Genomic DNA, 20,095 nt, shown 5'->3' with positions numbered 1-20,095 from the left:
CGGGACCGGGACCGCCCGGTCAGCACTCGATGATGTTGACCGCCAGGCCGCCCCGGGCGGTCTCCTTGTACTTGACGGACATGTCCGCGCCGGTCTCCTTCATGGTCTTGATGACCTTGTCGAGGGAGACCTTGTGGCTGCCGTCGCCGCGCATCGCCATGCGGGCCGCCGTCACGGCCTTCACCGCGGCCATGCCGTTGCGCTCGATGCACGGGATCTGGACGAGGCCGCCGACCGGGTCGCAGGTCAGGCCCAGGTTGTGCTCCATGCCGATCTCGGCGGCGTTCTCCACCTGCTCGGGGGAGCCGCCCATGACCTCCGCGAGGGCGCCCGCCGCCATCGAGCAGGCCGAGCCGACCTCGCCCTGGCAGCCGACTTCGGCGCCGGAGATGGAGGCGTTCTCCTTGAACAGCATGCCGACCGCGCCCGCCGCCAGCAGGAAGCGCACGACGCCGTCCTCGTCGGCGCCCGGCACGAAGTTCATGTAGTAGTGCAGCACCGCCGGGATGATGCCGGCCGCGCCGTTCGTCGGGGCGGTGACGACCTGGCCGCCGGCGGCGTTCTCCTCGTTGACCGCCATCGCGTACAGGGTGATCCACTCCATGGAGAGCGCCTGCGGGTCGCCCTCGGAGCGGAGCTTGCGGGCGGTCGTGGCGGCGCGGCGGCGGACCTTCAGACCGCCCGGCAGGATGCCCTCGCGGGACATGCCCCGGTCGACGCACTCCCGCATGACCCGCCAGATCTCCAGCAGCCCGGCGCGGATCTCCTCCTCCGTGCGCCACGCCTTCTCGTTCTCCAGCATCAGCGCGGAGATCGACAGGCCCGTCTCGCGGGTGAGCCGCAGCAGCTCGTCGCCCGTGCGGAACGGGTACTTCAGGACCGTGTCGTCCAGCTTGATCCGGTCCGCGCCGACCGCGTCCTCGTCCACGACGAACCCGCCGCCGACCGAGTAGTACGTCTTCTCCAGCAGCGTCGCGCCGTCGGCGTCGTACGCCCACAGGGTCATGCCGTTGGCGTGGTACGGGAGGGTCTCGCGCCGGTGCAGGACCAGGTCCTGGTCGAAGTCGAAGGGGATGTCATGGGCGCCGAGCAGGCTGATCCGCCCGCTCTCCTTGATCCGCTCGACCTGCTCGTCGGCGCTCTCGACATCGACGGTACGGGGCGAGTTGCCCTCCAGGCCCAGCAGGACGGCCTTGGGCGTGCCGTGGCCGTGGCCGGTCGCGCCCAGCGAGCCGTACAGCTCGCAGCGGACCGAGGCGGTCGGGGCGAGGAGGCCCTCGTTCTTCAGTCGGCGCGCGAACATCCGGGCCGCCCGCATGGGGCCGACCGTGTGGGAGCTGGACGGGCCGATGCCGATCGAGAACAGGTCGAAGACCGAGATGGCCACGGGAGTACTCCTAGGTGGTAGACGCCGCTGTCTGCCATGGGTGGTGCAGGGAGGGCTGGGGTGGGGGGAGGGGGAGAAGGGGACGGGGGACATGGCGCGGGGCACCGCACTCACTCGTCTTCCAGTGTGCGCGGTGCCCCGCAATATGGTCGTGCCGTACCGGACGCGGATAAGGCGCCCGGTATTCCTACAGACCGGGGTAGAGCGGGTGCTTGGCGGCGAGGGCCGTGACCCGGGCCTTCAGCGCCTCGGCGTCGTACGACGGCTTCAGCGTCTCGGCGATGATGTCGGCGACCTCGGTGAAGTCCTCCGACTGGAAGCCGCGCGTGGCCAGCGCCGGGGTGCCGATCCGCAGGCCCGAGGTGACCATCGGGGGCCGCGGGTCGTTCGGGATGGCGTTCCGGTTGACCGTGATGCCGACCTCGTGGAGGCGGTCCTCGGCCTGCTGGCCGTCCAGCTCGCTGTTGCGCAGGTCCACCAGGACCAGGTGCACGTCCGTGCCGCCGGACAGGACGGAGACGCCCGCCTCCGTCACGTCGGCCTGGACCAGGCGTTCGGCGATGATCCGCGCGCCGTCCAGGGTGCGCTGCTGGCGCTCCTTGAACTCCTCGCTCGCCGCGACCTTGAAGGAGACCGCCTTCGCCGCGATGACGTGCTCCAGCGGGCCGCCCTGCTGGCCGGGGAAGACCGCGGAGTTGATCTTCTTGGCGAGCTCGGCGGTGGACAGGATGACACCGCCGCGCGGGCCGCCCAGCGTCTTGTGGGTGGTCGTGGTGACCACGTGGGCGTGCGGCACCGGGTTCGGGTGGAGCCCGGCCGCGACGAGGCCCGCGAAGTGGGCCATGTCCACCATCAGGTACGCGCCGACCTCGTCGGCGATCCGGCGGAACGCCGCGAAGTCCAGCTGCCGCGGGTACGCGGACCAGCCGGCGACGATCAGCTTCGGCTTGGACTCCTTGGCGAGGCGCTCGACCTCGGCCATGTCCACCTGGCCCGTGGCGTCGTCCACGTGGTACGGGACGACGTTGTAGAGCTTGCCGGAGAAGTTGATCTTCATGCCGTGGGTCAGGTGCCCGCCGTGCGCGAGGTTCAGACCCATGATCGTGTCGCCCGGCTTGAGCAGGGCGAACATCGCCGCGGCGTTGGCCTGCGCGCCGGAGTGCGGCTGCACGTTGGCGTGCTCGGCACCGAACAGCGCCTTGATGCGGTCGATGGCGATCTGCTCGACCACGTCGACGTGCTCGCAGCCGCCGTAGTACCGGCGGCCGGGGTAGCCCTCGGCGTACTTGTTGGTGAGGACGGAGCCCTGGGCCTCCATGACCGCGACCGGAGCGAAGTTCTCCGAGGCGATCATCTCCAGGGTGTTCTGCTGGCGGCGGAGCTCGGCGTCGACGGCGGCGGCGACGTCCGGGTCCAGCTCGTGGAGAGGGGTGTTCAGAAGCGACATCACGCGGTCCCTAGGGGTGTGGGTGTCGGGCTGGTCAGCCGGCGTACTCGGTGTACTCGTCGGCGGAGAGCAGGTCGGCCGGCTCCTCCGTGACGCGCACCTTGAACAGCCAGCCGCCCTCGAACGGCGCCGTGTTCACCAGGGCCGGGTCGTCCACGACCGCCTGGTTCGCCTCGACGACCTCACCGCTGACCGGCGAGTACAGGTCGCTGACCGACTTGGTGGACTCCAGCTCACCGCAGGTCTCGCCCGCGGTGACCGTGGAGCCGACCTCCGGGAGCTGGACGTACACGACGTCGCCGAGGGCGTTCGCCGCGTGCTCCGTGATGCCGACCGTCGACACGCCGTCCTCGGCGGGCGACAGCCACTCGTGCTCCTTGCTGTAGCGCAGCTGCTGGGGGTTGCTCATGACCTGAATTCTCCTGTACGCGCGAGAGTGCTGGTGAACGGGGAGGGAGTGTGCGGGATCACGTCCCGCGCCGCGAGCGGTCCGCTCGCGAGCGTGTCACTTCCGACGCTTGTAGAACGGCAGCGCCACGACCTCGTACGGCTCGTGGGTACCGCGGATGTCGACGCCCACGCCCGGCGTGCCCGGCGCGGCGTGCGCCGCGTCCACGTACGCCATGGCGATCGGCTTGCCCAGGGTCGGCGACGGGGCGCCGGAGGTGACCTCGCCGACCACCTCGCCGCCCGCGACGACGGCCATCCCGGCGCGCGGCACGCGGCGGCCCTCGGCGACCAGGCCGACGAGCTTGCGCGGCGGGGCGGACTCGGCGCGCTCGGCGGCCGCCTCCAGCGCGGCGCGGCCCACGAAGTCACCGGCCTTCTCGAACTTCACGACCCGGCCCAGACCCGCGTCGAACGGGGTCAGCTCCGTGGTCAGCTCGTGCCCGTACAGCGGCATGCCCGCCTCCAGGCGCAGCGTGTCCCGGCAGGCCAGGCCGCACGGGATCAGCCCGACGCCCTCGCCCGCCGCGGTCAGCGCCTTCCACAGGGTCTCGGCGTGCTCGGGCGCGGTGAACAGCTCGAAGCCGTCCTCGCCCGTGTAGCCCGTACGGGCGATCAGCGCCGGGACGCCCGCGACCGTGCCCGGCAGGCCCGCGTAGTACTTCAGGCCGTCCAGGTCCGCGTCGGTGAGCGACTTCAGGATGCCGGGCGACTCGGGGCCCTGCACGGCGATCAGCGCGTACGCGTCGCGGTCGTCGCGCACCTCGGCGTCGAACCCGGCCGCGCGCTCGGTCAGCGCGTCCAGCACGACCTGGGCGTTGGAGGCGTTGGCGACGACCATGTACTCGCGCTCCTGGAGCCGGTACACGATCAGGTCGTCGAGGATGCCGCCGTCCTCGCGGCAGATCATCGTGTAGCGCGCACGGCCCACGCCGACGCCGCCGATGTTGCCGACGAGGGCGTGGTCGAGGAGGTCGGCGGCCTGGGCGCCGGTCACGGTGATCTCACCCATGTGGGAGAGGTCGAAAAGCCCGGCCCGGGTGCGGACGGCGTTGTGCTCGTCCCGCTCGCTGCCGTACCGCAGCGGCATGTCCCAGCCGGCGAAGTCGGTCATGGTCGCGCCCAGCGAACGATGCAGCGCATCGAGGGCCGTACGGCGGGGGGAAGTGCTCATGAAAGGGCTCCCAGGTCCGGGGCATGGGTGGCGAGGACGGTCCTCCCCATCTGTCATCGGAACCTGAGAGGTTCGCCGTGACCCCTCGCGGGGGCGGCTTGCACCTTGGGTGGAGCGGCGCCCCGGCGCTGCGGGGAGCGGCTCGCTTTTCAGATCTGCCTCATCACGTGCGGTGCGGGGCCTGAGAGATTCAAGGGAGGAACTTGCTCCTTCGGCGCCCGGGCCGGCACGGCCCGGAACTCTCCCGCACGGATTCGAGCGGCCTGTATGAGGTTGTCGGCGCGCACATCATCGCACGAGGGTCCCGATAGGCAAACCCTCGGCTTGTCGGCAAATCCGCTTGTGTCCCATTACCGATTCTTTACACTTCTTGGGCAGGCTGTGGGGGGAGCCGAGCTCGGGAGGGGCACATGACGTTGCAGCGGTCCGGCGCGTACGCCACGACCGCGGGGGTGCCGGCGCCACCGGTGCTGCCCGCCCGCACGACCGCCGCCCCGGTCCTGCGCGACCTTCGCGACCGGGGCGGGCGCGTCCCGCGCGAGCTTTCCTTCGCCGAGGCGGACGTGGTCGTGGTCTCCGGTCTGCCCGGCAGCGGCAAGTCCACCCTCATCCGGCGCGTCGCCCCCGACCGGGCCGTGGACTCCCAGGACACCCGCGAGCGCTGGGAGGCCCGCATGCCGCGCCTCCTGCCGTACGCCGTCTACCGGCCCCTCGTCCGCGCCGCCCACTACGCGGGACTGCGCGCCCGGCTGCGCGCGGGCCGGGGCGTCGTCGTCCACGACTGCGGCACACAGTCCTGGGTGCGCCGCTGGCTCGCCCGCGAGGCCCGCCGCCGGGGCGGCGCGCTGCACCTGCTGCTGCTCGACGTGGACCCGGACACGGCACGGGACGGCCAGCGGGAGCGGGGGAGGGGCGTCTCCGCGTACGCCTTCGCCCGCCACCGCAGGGCCGTGGGCCGCCTCGTCCGCGACGCCGAGCGGGGCGTGCTCCCGGCCGGCTCCGGCTCGGCCGTCCTCCTGGACCGCCCGGCCGCCACGGCTCTCACCCGCATCCGCTTCCACTGACGGCCACCCGGCCGGGCGAGGGCGGGCCGGGGACCGTCGGAACGCGGCTGCCCGATGACGGCCACCCGGCCGGGCGAGGGCGGGAGCAACGGGCGGGCGCCCGGCCCGGCGCGCTAGGGTGCTGCGGCACGTCACGCAGAGAGGGGCACCGTGGACAGCGCAGCCGCCGCAGTCGATACCGCATGGCCGTCCAACGAGCTGGAGGAGGTCCTCTCCGCCTCCCTCGGGCAGAGCGCCGCCGGTGCCCGCATCGTCGAGGTCCTCGCCCGCGGCCACGTCTGGGTGCCGCTGCCCAAGGGCGGCTCCGCCGACGGCGCCGGACCCGGCGCGCCCGGCCTGGACCTGCCCACCCTGGAGTTCGACGGGCTGCCGTACGTCCCGGTCTTCACCTCCGAGAGCCAGTTCCGCGCCTGCGCCGGCCCCCACATGGCGTACGCCGTCGCGCCCGCCGTCGAGTTCGCCCGCGGCCTCCCGCCGCAGCTGGGCATCGCCCTCAACCCCGGCGGCACCATCGGCGCGCCCCTCCCGCCGCCCGCCGTCGCCGAACTGTGCCGCGCGGGACGCGACCCCCTCGCCGGGCCCGGCCCCGGCCCGGCCGCGGGCGGCCCGTCCGGCGCCCGCGTCCGGCTGTTCGAACCCGACTGGCAGGACGACCCCGTCGACTTCCTCTCCGCCGCGAGCGCCGAGTTCGAGGCGACCGGGACGGTGCTCACCGCCCGCCGCGCCCTCGCCAGCGTCGAGGGCGAACCGCCCACCCTGTTCGTCGGCGTCCAGCTGACCTCCTGGGACGACGCCGACCGCGCCGCGCCCATGGACGCCCTCGGCCGCGCCCTCGGCGCCGTCCCCGTGAAGTGGCCGGTCAACATGGTCCTCCTCGACGTCGCCCAGGACCCCGTCGGCGACTGGATGCTCGAAAGGGTGCGCCCCTTCTACCGCCGCGAACACGGCTCCTGAGCCCGGCGCCCTTAAGCTGGACCGCAAGCAGGCGAACGAGGGGCGGGATCAGGTGAGCGCGTCAGGCACCGAGGCGGCCGGAAAGGTCGAGCACATGCTGCGGCAGGTCACGCCCGGGCGCTACGACGCGTACGAGGCGCTGCTGCACGCGCTCGCCGAGGGCCATGTGTGGATGCTGCTCTGGCACGGCCAGGCGGGCTCCCCCGACGCCCAGTACGGGAACATGGAGATCGAGGGCCTCGGGTACGCCCCGTGCGTCACCTCCGCGCAGGAGCTGGCCGCCTCCGGCTGGACCCGCGCCCACGAGGTCGTCGCCGTCCGCGACGTGGCCCGCGCCCTGTACCCCGACCGGTGGGGCGTCTGGCTCAACCCGCACGCCCCCGGCGGCGGCGTCGGCATCCCCTGGGCCGACCTGCGCCGCATCGCCACCGGCCTGGACCGCATGCCCGCGGGACCCCTGCGCCTCTCAGAGCCCGCCATCGAGCTGCCGCAGTTCTACGCCCTCCTCACGCAGAACGCCCACCGCACCCCCGCCGTGCGCTCCCTGCGCCGCGCCTGGGTGCAGCCCGCGCTCGGCACGCCGTACCTCGCCATCGGCCTCGACCTGTACGACACGGGCCCGGCCGCCGTGGAGACGGTCCGCGCCATGATGCGGCAGTCGGTCGCCGCCGTCCCGGACGGACTGCCCGTGTCCACGGTCGCCATGTCCGACGGGTACGACCCGGTCGCGCTGTGGCTGCGCGCCAACGCCCGCCCCTTCTACGACCGCGAGGCCCACCTCGCCCCGCCGCAGCGCGGGACCGCCGCCTACGGGTACCCCCAGCAGCGCTGACCGGCCGTCCGGAAACGCCTGGCGAACTCCCCCGTATGTCGGGCGTGTTAACTCCAGGCAGGGAGCTTGTCCGGGATGGGACCGGTTTGGCGACTGTCCGGGTCTCGACTAGGTATCACCGCTATCCGGACTGTTCTCCGGGATGCCACCCGTCGGTAGTGTTCGGCCGGTCAAGACCTCATTCACTAGGCCAAACCAGGGGTGGCCCATGCGAATATTCAAGTCCCGTGCGGTCCGGGCGGTCACCGCGGCGCTCGCCGTCGGAATGATCGCGACGGGCTGCGCCAGCGAACGCGGCAAGGACGACGCCAAGGGCGGCGACAAGGACACGTTCGTGTTCGCCGGTGCCGGTGACCCCGGCTCGCTCGACCCGGCGCTCGCCAGCGACGGCGAGACGTTCCGCGTCACCCGGCAGGCCTTCGAGGCACTGCTGGAGCACGAGGCGGGCGGCAGCAAGCTCGTCGGCGGCCTCGCCGAGTCGTGGACCGGGAACCCGGCCGGCACGGTGTGGACGTTCAACCTCCGCAAGGGGGTGAAGTTCCACGACGGTGAGGCGTTCAACGCGGCCGCGGTCTGCGCCAACTACGACCACTGGTTCAACTGGAAGGGCACCTACCAGTCGAGCGCGGTCTCGTACTACTGGCAGAAGATCATGGGCGGCTTCGCCAAGAACGAGGACAAGGAAGCCCCCAAGGCGAACTACAAGTCCTGCACCGCCAAGGACGAGAACACCGCCGTCATCGAGGTGCACGAGCCCTCCGCCAACCTGCCCGGCGGCTTCTCCCTCCAGGCGCTGGCGATCCACTCGCCGAAGGCCATCAAGGAGTACGCGAAGCAGGCCGCGTCCGGCAAGGGCGAGGCCATCACGTACCCCAAGTACAGCCAGGAGGCCGGCACGGTCGCCGGCACCGGCCCGTACAAGATCGTCAAGTGGAACAAGGGCAACAAGGAAATCACCCTTGAGCGCTTCGACGACTACTGGGGCGACAAGGCGAAGGTGAAGAACCTGGTCTTCCGCACGATCGCCACCGAGGAGGGCCGTCGCCAGGCGCTCCAGGCCGGTGACATCGACGGCTACGACCTCGTGTCCCCCGCGGACGTGAAGACGCTGGAGCAGGCGGGCTTCAACGTCCCGACGCGTGACGTCTTCAACCTCTTCTACGTGGGCATGACCCAGGAGAAGAACCCGGCGCTGAAGAAGCCCGAGGTCCGCCAGGCCATCGCGCACGCCATCGACCGCGAGAACATCGTCAAGACCCAGCTGCCCGAGGGCGGCAAGGTCGCGACCCAGTTCATGCCCGACACGGTCGCCGGATGGTCCGACAAGGTCAAGACGTACCCGCACGACACGAACAAGGCCAAGCAGCTCCTCGCCGCCGCCGGCGAGCCCAAGCTGAAGGTCGAGTTCTGCTACCCGACCGAGGTCACCCGGCCGTACATGCCCGCCCCGCAGGACATGTTCGAGCTGATGAAGTCGGACCTGGAGAAGGCCGGCATCACCGTCACCCCGAAGCCCATGAAGTGGGCCCCGGACTACCTGGACGCGACCGAGGCGGGCGCCTGCGCCCTGCACATGCTCGGCTGGACCGGTGACTTCAACGACGGTTACAACTTCATCGGCACCTGGTTCGCCAAGTACGACAAGCAGTGGGGCTTCAAGGAGCAGAAGGTCTTCGACGCGGTGAACGCCGGTTCGAAGATCGGTGACCCCGCCCAGCGCGTGGACGCGTACAAGAAGGCCAACGAGGCGATCATGGAGTACCTGCCGGGTCTCCCGATCTCGTCGTCCCCGCCGGCCATCGCGTTCGGCAAGAACGTCAACCCGCCGAAGGTCTCCCCGCTGACGCAGGAGAACTTCGCCGAGGTCTCCTTCAAGTAATCGCATCCGCACGCGGGGTCCGCCCGGCCACAGCACTGCGTGGCCGGGCGGGCCCGCTTCTGACGTACACGTAAGAAAGGGGCATGCGGGGTGCTGCGACTCGTCGTACGAAGACTGCTACAGCTGATACCCACCCTGCTCGGCCTGTCGGTTCTCCTCTTCCTCTGGCTGAACCGGCTGCCCGGCGGACCCGCCTCAGCGATCCTGGGCGAACGGGCGACTCCCACCGAAGTGGCACGCATCAACCGTGCGCTGGGCCTCGACCAGCCGGTCTGGGTGCAGTACGGCCGCTTCCTCAAGCGCATCTTCCAGCTCGACCTGGGGACCTCGACCAAGACCGGCCAGCCCGTGTGGGACGAGTTCGCCCTGCGCTTCCCGGCCACCGTGGAGCTGAGCGTCCTCGCGATGCTCATCGCCGTGGTCGTCGGCATCCCGCTCGGCTACCTCGCCGCCAAGCGCCGCGGCGGCTGGCTCGACGTGGCCTCCGTCTCCGGCTCACTGGTCGGCATCTGCGTCCCGGTCTTCTTCCTCGCCCTCATCCTGAAGGGCGTCTTCGCCGTCAACCTGGGCCTCTTCCCCAGCTACGGCAGACTGACCACGGGCCTCAACGCGACCGACGTCACCGGCTTCGCCGTCCTCGACGGCATCCTCACCGGCGAGTTCGACGCCACCCTGGACGCGCTGCACCACCTGGCGCTGCCGGCCATCACCCTCGCCTCCATCCCGCTCGCCGTCATCGTCCGGATGACCCGCGCCAGCGTCCTGGAGGTCCTCGGCGAGGACTACGTCCGCACCGCCGAGTCCAAGGGCCTGGAGAAGAACACCGTCCGCGTCCGCCATGTGCTGCGCAACGCGCTGCTGCCGGTGGTCACCGCGATCGGTCTGCTCACCGGCTCCCTCCTGTCGGGCGCGGTCCTCACCGAGTCCGTCTTCGCCTTCGGCGGCATCGGCTCCTTCATCAAGGACGCGATCGACGCCCGCGACTACCCGGTGCTCGTCGGCTTCATCATGTTCATCGCGATGGTGTACGTCGTCATCAACCTGCTGGTGGACCTGGCGTACAGCCTCATCGACCCGAGAGTGCGGGTGAACTGACGTGTCCACCAAGACAGACAAGATCGACCGCCTCGCGGAACTCACCCAGGCGAACGAGACGACCACCGGCGCCAGCCTGTGGCGCGAGGCGTTCCGCCGCCTCAAGAACAGCAAGATGGCCGTCATCGGCGCCGCCATCATCGCCCTGTTCGTCATCGTCGCGATCGTCGGCCCGTGGCTCGCGCCGCACGCCCCGACCGCGCAGACCTGGCGCGGCGAGGTCTTCGCCAACCAGGGCAAGTTCGTCGGCGCCCGCGGCGAGAACTGGTTCGGCCTGGACCACCTCGGCCGCGACATGTTCTCCCGGATGCTCGTCGGCGCCCGCCAGACGCTCCTCGTCGGTGTCGTGTCGATGCTCATCGGCCTCGTCGTCGGCGCGCTCATCGGCATGCTGTCCGGCGCCGCCGCCACCCTCGGCGGCAAGGCCGGGGCACGCGTCGACACGGTCGTCATGCGCTTCATCGACATCCTGCTGTCGCTGCCGTCGCTGCTGCTCGCCGTCTCCATCGCCGCTGTCATGGGCCAGTCCCTGACGACCGTGATGATCGCCGTCGGTGTCGTCCAGATCCCGATCTTCGCGCGGCTGCTGCGCGGCTCGATGCTCTCCCAGGGCGGCACGGACTACGTCCTGGCGGCCAAGGCCCTCGGCGTACGGCGCAAGCGGATCGTCCTCACGCAGATCCTGCCGAACTCGCTCAGCCCCGTGATCGTCCAGGCGACCCTCAGCCTCGCCACCGCGATCATCGAGGCCGCCGCCCTGTCCTACCTGGGCCTGGGCAACCCGGACCCGGCCGTCCCCGAGTGGGGCGTGATGCTCTCCCAGGCGCAGCGGTTCTTCGACAACGCGCCGATGATGGCCGTCTACCCGGCGGTCGGGATCATCATCACCGCCCTCGGCTTCACCCTGCTCGGCGAGGCCATGCGCGAAGCCCTCGACCCGAAGCTGCGAGGCTGAACTGCCATGCCACTGCTCACTGTTGACGAACTGACCGTCACCTTCGGCGGACGCGGCCGCAAGCCGTCCACGGCGGTCGACGGGGTCTCCTTCACCGTCGACCAGGGCCAGGTCGTCGGCCTGGTCGGCGAGTCCGGCTGCGGCAAGTCCGTCACCTCGCTCGCCCTGATGGGCCTCCTGCCCGGCAAGGGCGTCACCGTCGGCGGGCACGCCGTGTTCGACGGTGAGGACCTGCTCTCCATGAGTCCGAAGAAGCTCCGGGACATGCGCGGCAGCAAGCTCGCGATGATCTTCCAGGACCCGCTGTCCTCGCTGAACCCGGTCATCCCGATCGGCGTGCAGGTCACCGAGATCCTCCAGCGGCACCGGGGCATGAAGGGCGAGGCCGCCCGCAAGGAGGCCGCGAGCCTCCTCGACCGGGTCGGCATCCCCGACCCGGCGCGGCGCCTGAAGGAGTACCCGCACCAGCTGTCGGGCGGTATGCGGCAGCGCGCGCTCATCGCCATGGCGGTGGCGTGCGCCCCGCGCCTGCTGATCGCCGACGAGCCCACGACGGCGCTCGACGTGACGATCCAGGCGCAGATCCTGGAGCTGCTGAAGGAGCTCGTCGACCAGGAGGGCACCGCCCTGCTGATGATCACCCACGACCTGGGTGTCGTCGCCGGGCTGTGCGACGAGGTGAACGTGCTGTACGCGGGGAAGGCGGTGGAGTCGGCGGGCCGCCGCGAGCTGTTCGCCCACCCCACGCACCCGTACGCGCACGGCCTCCTCGGCTCCATCCCGCGCCTGGACGCCCCGCGCGGCGAGCCGCTCAACCCGATCCGCGGCTCCATCAACGACAAGATCGCCTGGGCGGACGGCTGCGCGTTCGCGCCGCGCTGCGACTTCTACACCCTGGAGTGCCTCACCGGCACGCCCCAGCTGACCGAGCCGCGCACCGAGGGCCACCGGGTGCGCTGCGTCAACCCCGTGCTGCCCGACGCACCGGCCGAGGAGGTACCGGCATGAGCCTGCTCGAACTGGACGGGGTGAAGGTCCACTTCCCCGTCAAGAAGGGTCTCCTCTTCGACCGTACGGTCGGCCACGTCTACGCCGTGGACGGGGTCTCGCTGAAGGTCGAGGCCGGCCAGACGTACGGCCTGGTCGGCGAGTCCGGCTGCGGCAAGACGACGCTGGGCCGGGCCGTGCTGCGGCTGGTCGACGTCACGGACGGCGAGGTCGTCTTCGACGGCACCGACCTGGCGAAGCTGCCCGAGGAGGAGATGCGGAAGTTCCGCCGCCGCCTCCAGATGGTCTTCCAGGACCCGCTGGGCAGCCTGAACCCGCGCCAGAACATCGAGTCGATCCTCTCCGAGGGGATGCTCGCGCACGGCATCGGCGCGGACCAGGAGGAGCGCCGCGAGAAGATCAAGGCGATCCTCCAGCGGGTCGGCCTGCCGTCGAACGCCCTGTCGCGGTACCCGCACGAGTTCTCCGGCGGCCAGCGCCAGCGCATCGGCATCGCCCGGGCGCTCGTGCTGGAACCGGACGTCATCATCTGCGACGAGCCCGTGTCGGCGCTGGACGTGTCGATCCAGGCGCAGGTCATCAACCTGCTGGAGGAGCTCCAGGAGCAGCTGGGCCTCACCTATCTGGTGATCGCCCACGACCTGGCCGTCGTCCGGCACATCTCGGACGTCATCGGGGTGATGTACCTGGGCTCCCTGGTGGAGGAGGCGCCGAGCGACGCGCTGTACGCGGCGCCGAAGCACCCGTACACGAAGGCGCTGATGTCGGCGGTGCCGGTGCCCGACCCGGAGGTGGAGGACCGCCGCGAGCGCATCCTCCTGCACGGCGACCTCCCCTCGCCCGCCAACCCGCCCGCCGGGTGCCGCTTCCACACCCGCTGCCCGTGGGCGCGGGCCCGGTGCGCGCAGGAGCGGCCGGAGCTGACGGATGTGGGGGAGGGCCACAAGGTGGCGTGCCACTTCGCGGCGGAGATCGAGTCGGGCGAGCTTCCGCTGACGCGCCCGACGGGCGTGGAGGCGGTGGTCGGCACGTCCGTCCCGTCCCCGACCCCGGAGCCCGAGCCCGAGAGCCCCAAGGTCACGAAGTCCCCGTAAACCCTGGACCCTGGCGCTCCCGCTCCCCGGGACGGGCTGGTGCCCTGTGCTCCCTGGGGCAGGGGCCCAGCCCTTGCGCCCGAGGCGGCGGGGCGGCCTGCGCCCGATGGGGCGGGGCGGCCTGCGCCCCTCCGCCCCGGCGGCCCGCCCGGCCCGGACCAGGCGGGCCGCGCCCGCTCCCGCCGTGGGTCCCGCCCCGTGCGGGCTGGGTCGCCCTGCGGGCCGCCTCCGCTGCCGCTATGGGTTCGCCCTGTTCGGGGCTGGCGTCGCCCTGCGGGGACCGGTCCGCTCCCCGCTGTGGGCAGCTGGTCCGCCCAGGGGGCGGAACGGGTGGGCACAGCGGACTGCCGGGTGCCCGGTCCCAGCGCCTGCCGCACAGGTGCGCACCCCCCCCGGGCGGGGCACCCCGTCGTGCACCCGTTCCGCCCCAGCGGAACGACTGCCCACAACGGGGTGGCGCGCCGCGGCCTGCTGTCCTGCCGGTGCGGCGACCGGGGCGGGGGCGGAGCCCATAGGGGGACCCCGCAGGGACCGGTGCCGCGCACGTGCAGGGGCAGGTAGCGGTGCCCGCCGTGCAGGGGCGCGGGCGGAGCCCGTAGGGGACACACCCACAGGGGGCGCGGCGCGGGACAGGGGCGTACCGGACCGTGGACGGGTTACGCGCACCCGCCCCCGCCGGGGTAGAACGGTCCGGTGCTTCAGGACCTGTTCACCCCCTCCGTCCTCCACTCCCTGGAACTGGCGGGCATCTTCGTGTTCGCCATCTCCGGCGCGCTCCTGGCCGTGCGCAAGAACTTCGACGTCTTCGGCATGGCCGTCCTCGCCGAGGTCACCGCGCTGGGCGGCGGGCTCTTCCGGGACCTGGTGATCGGGGCCGTACCCCCCGCCGCCTTCACCGACCTCGGCTACTTCGTCATGCCGCTCGTCGCCACCGCGCTCGTCTTCTTCCTGCACCCCGTCGTCGAGCGCACCCAGGCGGCCGTGAACGCCTTCGACGCCGCGGGCCTGGGCCTGTTCTGCGTGACCGGCACGACCAAGGCGTACGAGTACGGGCTCGGCCTCACCCAGTCCGCCGTCCTCGGCATGGCGACCGGCGTCGGCGGGGGCGTCCTGCGCGACGTCCTCGCCAACGAGGCGCCGTCGCTGCTGCGCTGGGACCGCGACCTGTACGCCGTGCCCGCCATCGTCGGCTCGACCCTGGTCGTGCTGTTCATCCGCTTCGAGGCGCTGAACCCCTTCACCAGCTCCCTCGCCGCCCTCGCCGCGTTCGCGCTGCGCATGCTCGCGCTCCGCTACAGCTGGCGCGCCCCCCGCGCCTGGAACCGCCGCTCCACGGCCACCGAGTAGGCCACAAAGCTACCGCTTAGTAGTTTGCTGTTGTACGGTTCTGGCCATGGACAGCAGCAGTCAGTTCGACCGCGACACCGCGGTCAACCTCCGCGCCCCGGGCGTCTACGACACGGACCTCTCCGCCGACTGGACCATCTTCGGCGTCGTCAACGGCGGCTACCTGCTCGCCCTCCTGGGCCGCGCCCTCGGCGAAGCGCTGCCGCACCCGCACCCCTTCTCCGTGTCGGCCCACTACCTGGCCCCCTCGCTGCCCGGCCCCGCCGTGATCCGCACCGAGACCGTCCGCGCCGGACGCACCCTCTCGACCGGCCAGGCATCCCTCTTCCAGTACGCGGAGGACGGCACCGAGACCGAGCGCATCCGCGTCCTCGCCACGTACGGCGACCTCGACGCGCTCCCGGACGACGTGCGCACCAGCGCCAAGCCGCCCGCCATCCCGCCGTACGAGCACTGCTTCGGCCCCGCCGACGCGCCCACGCCGCTGCCCGGCTCGGCCGAGATCACCCGGCTCCTCGACATCAAGCTCGACCCGGCCACCATCGGCTGGGCCGTCGGCGCCCCCTCCGGCAAGGGCGAGGTGCGCGGCTGGTTCGGCCTCGCGGACGGCCGCGACCCCGACCCGCTGTCCCTGCTGCTGACCGTCGACGCGCTCCCGCCGACCGCCTTCGACCTGGGCCTCAGCGGCTGGACGCCGACCGTCGAGCTGACCACCCACATCCGCTGCCGCCCCGCGCCCGGCCCGCTGCGCGTCTCCATCACGACCCGCAACCTCGCCGGCGGCTTCCTGGAGGAGGACGCCGAGGTGTGGGACAGCGCCGACCGCCTCGTCGCCCAGTCCCGCCAGCTCGCCCGCGCCCCGCGCGCCTCCTGACGTTCCACCGCACTCCGGGGGAGGCGCGCGTTCAGTCCAGCCAGTGGCGGCTGCCCAGCGCCACCAGCCGCAGCCGCCGTCGCGCCTCCCCCTCGACCCGCTCCCGCGCCGCCCCGTCCGGGCCCGCCTCCAGCAGCGCGAACGCCGTCGTCGCCATCAGGTCCACGTACAGCCGCGCCAGCATCAGCAGGTCCTCCCGGCGCCACCCCGCCGACTCCGGCAGCCCGGCCAGCGCCTCCGCCACCTCCGAGGTGAACCGGTCGAGCTCCCCGCCGATCGCGTCCCGCACCGGCCGCACCCCGCCGTGCCGCTCCCGCGCCAGGAACCGCACGTGCGCGGGCTGCTCCCGTACGAGCCGGGCGACCAGCCCCACCGTCCCCGCGATCCGCCGCTCGCTGTCCGCCGTCGCCGCCAGGTTCGCCCGTACCGTCGCGTGCAGCCCGCCCAGCGACTCCTCCACGAGCGCCACGCCGAGATCGGCCATGCCGGTGAAGTGCCGGTAGAACGCCGTCGGCGCGATCCCCGCCGCCCGGGTCACCTCACGCAGCCCCAGACCGCTCAGGCCGCGCTCCTCCAGCAGCGCCAGCGCCGCGTCCAGCAGCGCCTGACGGGTCCTGAGCTTCCGCGCCTGCCGGACACCCGCGACGGTTACGCCCCCGGTCGTGTGACTCATGCCATGCAGTAAACAGCCGTTCGCCCAACGCCTCCAGGGGTACGCGTAACCAGACTCACCAGTCAGTGCACAGTTGTCAGCTCAACGAGAGGCAACCCGATGCTCTTCCTCGTCGCCGCCCTGCTGCTGCTCGGCACGCTCATGGGGACGGCCGCGTTCGTCCCGCCCGCCGTGACCGCCGCGGGCGCCACCGCCATCGCCGTCTGGCTGCTCGTCTTCGCCGCGCGCGAGCGCTCGCCCCGCCGCCACCGGAACTGACGGAGGCCGCGATGGGACTCGCCGTACTGCCGCCCGGGGACGCCGACGGCATGGCCGTCGCCGCCTTCGTCCTCGGCCTCGTCGGCCTGCTCGTCTTCAACATCCTGCTCGGTCCCATGGCGATCTGCCTGGCCGTGCTCGCCCTGCGCCGGGGCACCCGGCGGCGCGCCCGCGCCCTGCTCGGCCTCGCCCTCGGCGCCGCCGACCTGGCCGTGCTGGCCGTCCTCGTCGCCCTCAACGGCACGGTGTCCTGGAACCTCGGCTGACCGCCCGCTCGCGGCCCCAGGGCCTACGGGACGCGGGCGCCGGGTCCCGGTTGACGGCCCGCCCCGGCCCCTGTCCCGGCTCCCCGACGCGATTGTCCGGATACGCCCCCGCCGGGCCCCCGCCCCGGGCTCGTAGAATCGGGGCACCATGGCTTACCTCGACCACGCCGCGACCACTCCGATGCTCCCGGAGGCGATCGAGGCGATGACCGCCCAGCTCACCGCCACGGGCAACGCCTCGTCCCTGCACGCCGCCGGGCGCCGGGCCCGCCGCACCGTCGAGGAGGCCCGCGAGACCCTCGCCGAGGCGCTCGGGGCACGCCCCAGCGAGGTCGTCCTCACCTCCGGCGGCACCGAGGCGGACAACCTCGCCGTCAAGGGCCTCTACTGGTCCCGCCGCGCCGCCGACCCCCGCCGCGTCCGCGTCCTGGCCAGCCCCGTCGAGCACCACGCCGTCCTCGACGCCGTCCACTGGCTCGGCGAACACGAGGGCGCCACCGTCGAGTACCTGCCCGTCGACGCCTACGGGCGCGTCCACCCCGACGCGCTGCGCGACGCCATCGCCCGCGACCCCGGCAGCGTCGCCCTCGCCACCGTCATGTGGGCCAACAACGAGATCGGCACGCTCATGCCGATCGCCGAACTGGCCGCCGTAGCCGCCGAGTTCGACGTACCGCTGCACTCCGACGCGGTCCAGGCCGTCGGCCAGGTGCCGGTCTCCTTCGCCGACTCCGGGCTCGCCGCCATGACCGTCTCCGGCCACAAGATCGGCGGCCCGTACGGCATCGGCGCCCTCCTGCTCGGCCGCGTCCACAGCCCCGTCCCCGTCCTCCACGGCGGCGGACAGGAGCGCCATGTCCGCTCCGGCACCCTCGACGTGCCCGCCGTCGCCGCGTTCGCCGTCGCCGCGCGGATCGCCACCGAACGCCGCGACCGGTTCGCCCACGAGATCGGCGCCCTGCGCGACGAGCTGGTCGCCGCCGTACGCGCGGCCGTCCCCGACGCCGTACTCGGCGGCGACCCCGACGAGCGACTCCCCGCGAACGCGCACTTCAGCTTCCCCGGCTGCGAGGGCGACTCGCTGCTGCTGCTCCTCGACGCCCAGGGCATCGAGTGCTCCACCGGCTCCGCCTGCACCGCCGGTGTCGCCCAGCCCAGCCACGTCGTCCTCGCCACCGGCACCGACCCCGACCTCGCCCGCGGCACGCTGCGCTTCACCCTGGGCCACACCTCCACCCGCGCCGACGTCGAAGCCCTCGCCAAGGCCATCGGCCCCGCAGTCGAACGCGCCCGAACCGCCGGCCTCAGCTAGCCCCTCGCACCCCGGCCCGAACCGCCGGCCTCAGCCAGCCTCGGGGCGTGGCGCGGCGGCGGAGGCGGGGGACGCGGACGGTCCGGGGCTGGTCGCGGCGCGGCGGACCAGTTCCATGTACCGGTCCCAGTCCCAGTGCGGTCCCGGGTCCGTGTGGTCCGTGCCCTCCACCTCGACGTGGCCGATGATGTGCTCCCGGTCGATCGGTATGCCGTACCGGGCGCATATGTCCGCCGTCAGCCGCGCCGACGCCGCGTACATCGCCGGGGTGAAGTCCTTCGGGCGGTCCACGAAGCCCTCGTGCTCGATGCCGATGCTCCGCTCGTTCATCTCCCGGTTTCCCGCGTGGAACGCCACGTCCAGCTCGCGGATCATCTGCGCGACCCGCCCGTCCTTGCCGACCACGTAGTGCGTCGCCGCGCCGTGCCCCGGGTTCTTGAACACGCGCAGCGCCGTCGCGTAGCTGCCCTGCACCACATGGATCACCACCCGGTCGATGCCGAAGTCGTCCGGACGGTCCGCCCGCCGCCAGTTCGCCCGCGCCGCCGCCGTCCACACCGCGCCCGCGTGGTCCAGCTCGCCCTCCACCCGCCGCTTCTCCGTGCCCGGCAGCCGCCACCACAGGCGCCGCAGCTCGTCCCACCCCAGCGCGGCCGCGCCCGCCACCGCGGCGCCGCCGCCGATCAGCACCGCGCGCCGTCTCACCCGTCCGGTCTCTTCTTGGCCCATGCCACCGAGAACGCTCACTGCCGCGACGACGGTTCCCGGCGACCCGTACCCTGGTAGGGCTATGACTGAGACCTCCCCGCGCCCCCTCCGCGTCCTCGCCGCCATGTCCGGTGGCGTGGACTCCGCCGTCGCCGCCGCCCGCGCCGCCGAAGCGGGGCACGACGTGACCGGGGTGCACCTGGCGCTCTCCGCCAACCCGCAGTCCTTCCGCACCGGCGCCCGTGGCTGCTGCACCATCGAGGACTCCCGCGACGCCCGGCGCGCCGCCGACGTGATCGGCATCCCCTTCTACGTCTGGGACCTGGCGGAGCGTTTCCGCGAGGACGTCGTGGAGGACTTCATCGCCGAGTACGAGGCGGGCCGCACGCCCAACCCGTGCCTGCGCTGCAACGAGAAGATCAAGTTTGCGGCGCTCCTCGACAAGGCCCTCGCCCTGGGCTTCGACGCGGTCTGCACGGGCCACTACGCCAAGGTCGTCACCCTCCCCGACGGCACGCGTGAGCTGCACCGCGCCTCCGACATGGCCAAGGACCAGTCGTACGTCCTCGGGGTGCTCGACGAGCGCCAGCTCGCCCACGCGCTGTTCCCGCTGGGCGACACGGTCACCACCAAGGACGAGATCCGCGCCGAGGCCGAGCGGCGGGGCCTCGCCGTCGCGAAGAAGCCGGACAGCCACGACATCTGCTTCATCGCCGACGGCGACACCCAGGGCTTCCTCGCCTCCCGGCTCGGCAAGGCCGAGGGCGACATCGTGGACGAGTCCGGCAACCGGCTGGGCGGCCACGACGGCGCGTACGGCTTCACCATCGGCCAGCGCAAGGGCCTGCGCATCGGCCACCCGGCGCCCGACGGCAAGCCGCGGTACGTCCTCGACATCTCGCCCGTGAACAACACCGTCACCGTCGGCCCCGCCGAGGCGCTGGACGTCACCGCGCTCACGGCGATCAAGCCCCGCTGGTGCGGCCGCGCGCCCGAGGGCCCCGGCACGTACACGGCGCAGCTGCGGGCCCACGGTGGCGAGACGGAGGTGACCGCCTCCCTGGAGGGCGACGAGCTGAAGGTCGCCTTCACCGAGCCCGTGCGCGGCGTCGCGCCCGGCCAGGCGATCGTCCTGTACGACGGCACCCGCGTCGTCGGCTCGGCCACCATCGCCACGACCACCCGCGCCCGCGGCACGGCCCCGGCCACGGCCTGACAGCCCCGCCCGGCGGCGGGCCGCGGTGCCTTCCCGGCACCGCCCGTGCCGATCCCGGTCCTGCCACGGCCCCGCGTGCTCCGGCACCGCCCGTGCCGATCCCGG

General features: G+C 72.5%; 20 protein-coding genes and 1 riboswitch. Of the genes, 14 read left to right on the top strand and 6 right to left on the bottom strand.

Going from position 1 to position 20,095, the window contains the following annotated elements:
* Nucleotides 1–19 precede the first annotated feature (19 nt).
* The 4 genes from J116_RS07365 to gcvT form a co-directional block, all read right to left on the bottom strand.
* Nucleotides 20–1,387 carry an L-serine ammonia-lyase gene (locus J116_RS07365; protein WP_023586450.1) on the bottom strand — a complete coding sequence of 456 codons (1,368 nt, stop codon included), beginning with the start codon at nt 1,385–1,387 and terminating at the stop codon, nt 20–22.
* A 187-nt stretch (nt 1,388–1,574) separates the two neighbouring features.
* Nucleotides 1,575–2,834 (bottom strand): serine hydroxymethyltransferase, encoded by a 1,260-nt coding sequence (gene glyA / locus J116_RS07360; protein ID WP_023586449.1) that lies wholly within the window; start codon nt 2,832–2,834, stop codon nt 1,575–1,577.
* A gap of 34 nt (nt 2,835–2,868) precedes the next feature.
* Nucleotides 2,869–3,243 carry a glycine cleavage system protein GcvH gene (gene gcvH / locus J116_RS07355; protein ID WP_023586448.1) on the bottom strand — a complete coding sequence of 125 codons (375 nt, stop codon included), beginning with the start codon at nt 3,241–3,243 and terminating at the stop codon, nt 2,869–2,871.
* A 96-nt stretch (nt 3,244–3,339) separates the two neighbouring features.
* Complete coding sequence (gcvT, locus tag J116_RS07350; RefSeq protein ID WP_023586447.1) at nt 3,340–4,455, bottom strand: glycine cleavage system aminomethyltransferase GcvT; 1,116 nt, start codon at nt 4,453–4,455, stop codon at nt 3,340–3,342.
* Nucleotides 4,456–4,615: 160 nt separating this feature from the next.
* Nucleotides 4,616–4,712: riboswitch (glycine riboswitch) on the bottom strand.
* Nucleotides 4,713–4,865: 153 nt separating this feature from the next.
* Here gcvT and J116_RS07345 point away from each other — a divergent pair.
* From J116_RS07345 to J116_RS07300, 10 genes are all read left to right on the top strand, one after another.
* The gene (locus J116_RS07345; RefSeq protein WP_023586446.1) at nt 4,866–5,519 is read left to right on the top strand and encodes an AAA family ATPase; all 654 of its coding nucleotides are present in this window, start codon (nt 4,866–4,868) and stop codon (nt 5,517–5,519) included.
* Between the two features lie 150 nt (nt 5,520–5,669).
* On the top strand, nt 5,670–6,473 hold the full coding sequence (locus tag J116_RS07340; protein ID WP_023586445.1) for an enhanced serine sensitivity protein SseB: 804 nt from the start codon (nt 5,670–5,672) through the stop codon (nt 6,471–6,473).
* Between the two features lie 52 nt (nt 6,474–6,525).
* Nucleotides 6,526–7,305 carry an enhanced serine sensitivity protein SseB C-terminal domain-containing protein gene (locus J116_RS07335; RefSeq protein WP_023586444.1) on the top strand — a complete coding sequence of 260 codons (780 nt, stop codon included), beginning with the start codon at nt 6,526–6,528 and terminating at the stop codon, nt 7,303–7,305.
* Between the two features lie 208 nt (nt 7,306–7,513).
* Nucleotides 7,514–9,184 carry an ABC transporter substrate-binding protein gene (locus J116_RS07330; RefSeq protein WP_023586443.1) on the top strand — a complete coding sequence of 557 codons (1,671 nt, stop codon included), beginning with the start codon at nt 7,514–7,516 and terminating at the stop codon, nt 9,182–9,184.
* A 90-nt stretch (nt 9,185–9,274) separates the two neighbouring features.
* A complete protein-coding gene (locus J116_RS07325) occupies nt 9,275–10,279 on the top strand; it encodes an ABC transporter permease (protein WP_023586442.1) in 1,005 nt (334 codons plus the stop codon).
* 1 nt (nt 10,280) lies between these two features.
* Entirely contained in the window at nt 10,281–11,234 is a 954-nt protein-coding gene (locus J116_RS07320) for an ABC transporter permease (protein ID WP_023586441.1), read from the top strand.
* A gap of 6 nt (nt 11,235–11,240) precedes the next feature.
* The gene (locus tag J116_RS07315; RefSeq protein WP_023586440.1) at nt 11,241–12,242 is read left to right on the top strand and encodes an ABC transporter ATP-binding protein; all 1,002 of its coding nucleotides are present in this window, start codon (nt 11,241–11,243) and stop codon (nt 12,240–12,242) included.
* The gene (locus J116_RS07310) at nt 12,239–13,336 is read left to right on the top strand and encodes an ABC transporter ATP-binding protein (RefSeq protein WP_023586439.1); all 1,098 of its coding nucleotides are present in this window, start codon (nt 12,239–12,241) and stop codon (nt 13,334–13,336) included. Before J116_RS07315 ends, J116_RS07310 begins: the two co-directional genes overlap by 4 nt.
* 693 nt (nt 13,337–14,029) lie before the next feature.
* Nucleotides 14,030–14,683 (top strand): trimeric intracellular cation channel family protein, encoded by a 654-nt coding sequence (locus tag J116_RS07305; protein WP_023586438.1) that lies wholly within the window; start codon nt 14,030–14,032, stop codon nt 14,681–14,683.
* Between the two features lie 46 nt (nt 14,684–14,729).
* Nucleotides 14,730–15,557: a thioesterase family protein gene (locus J116_RS07300; RefSeq protein ID WP_023586437.1), complete on the top strand. Its 828-nt coding sequence runs from the start codon at nt 14,730–14,732 to the stop codon at nt 15,555–15,557.
* A 31-nt stretch (nt 15,558–15,588) separates the two neighbouring features.
* On the opposite strand, the gene J116_RS07295 is transcribed toward J116_RS07300, so the two are convergent.
* Nucleotides 15,589–16,230, bottom strand: coding sequence for a TetR family transcriptional regulator (locus tag J116_RS07295; RefSeq protein WP_023586436.1), 642 nt, complete (start codon nt 16,228–16,230; stop codon nt 15,589–15,591).
* Between the two features lie 99 nt (nt 16,231–16,329).
* Between J116_RS07295 and J116_RS30080 the strand changes: the two genes are divergently transcribed.
* The 3 genes from J116_RS30080 (at nt 16,330) to J116_RS07285 (ending at nt 18,066) form a co-directional block, all read left to right on the top strand.
* Nucleotides 16,330–16,488 (top strand): hypothetical protein, encoded by a 159-nt coding sequence (locus J116_RS30080; protein ID WP_023586435.1) that lies wholly within the window; start codon nt 16,330–16,332, stop codon nt 16,486–16,488.
* An 11-nt stretch (nt 16,489–16,499) separates the two neighbouring features.
* Nucleotides 16,500–16,754 carry a hypothetical protein gene (locus J116_RS07290; protein WP_023586434.1) on the top strand — a complete coding sequence of 85 codons (255 nt, stop codon included), beginning with the start codon at nt 16,500–16,502 and terminating at the stop codon, nt 16,752–16,754.
* A gap of 148 nt (nt 16,755–16,902) precedes the next feature.
* Nucleotides 16,903–18,066 (top strand): cysteine desulfurase family protein, encoded by a 1,164-nt coding sequence (locus J116_RS07285; RefSeq protein ID WP_023586433.1) that lies wholly within the window; start codon nt 16,903–16,905, stop codon nt 18,064–18,066.
* A 30-nt stretch (nt 18,067–18,096) separates the two neighbouring features.
* On the opposite strand, the gene J116_RS07280 is transcribed toward J116_RS07285, so the two are convergent.
* The gene (locus J116_RS07280; protein ID WP_023586432.1) at nt 18,097–18,795 is read right to left on the bottom strand and encodes an N-acetylmuramoyl-L-alanine amidase; all 699 of its coding nucleotides are present in this window, start codon (nt 18,793–18,795) and stop codon (nt 18,097–18,099) included.
* 61 nt (nt 18,796–18,856) lie between these two features.
* On the opposite strand from J116_RS07280, the gene mnmA reads away from it, so the two are divergent.
* Nucleotides 18,857–19,990, top strand: a complete 1,134-nt coding sequence (mnmA, locus tag J116_RS07275) for a tRNA 2-thiouridine(34) synthase MnmA (protein WP_023586431.1) — start codon at nt 18,857–18,859, stop codon at nt 19,988–19,990.
* Nucleotides 19,991–20,095 lie beyond the last annotated feature (105 nt).

The organism is Streptomyces thermolilacinus SPC6 (assembly GCF_000478605.2).
Classification (GTDB): Bacteria; Actinomycetota; Actinomycetes; order Streptomycetales; family Streptomycetaceae; genus Streptomyces; species Streptomyces thermolilacinus.
Note: the sequence above shows the minus strand (reverse complement) of the source record. Positions and strands in the feature narration are given on the sequence as shown.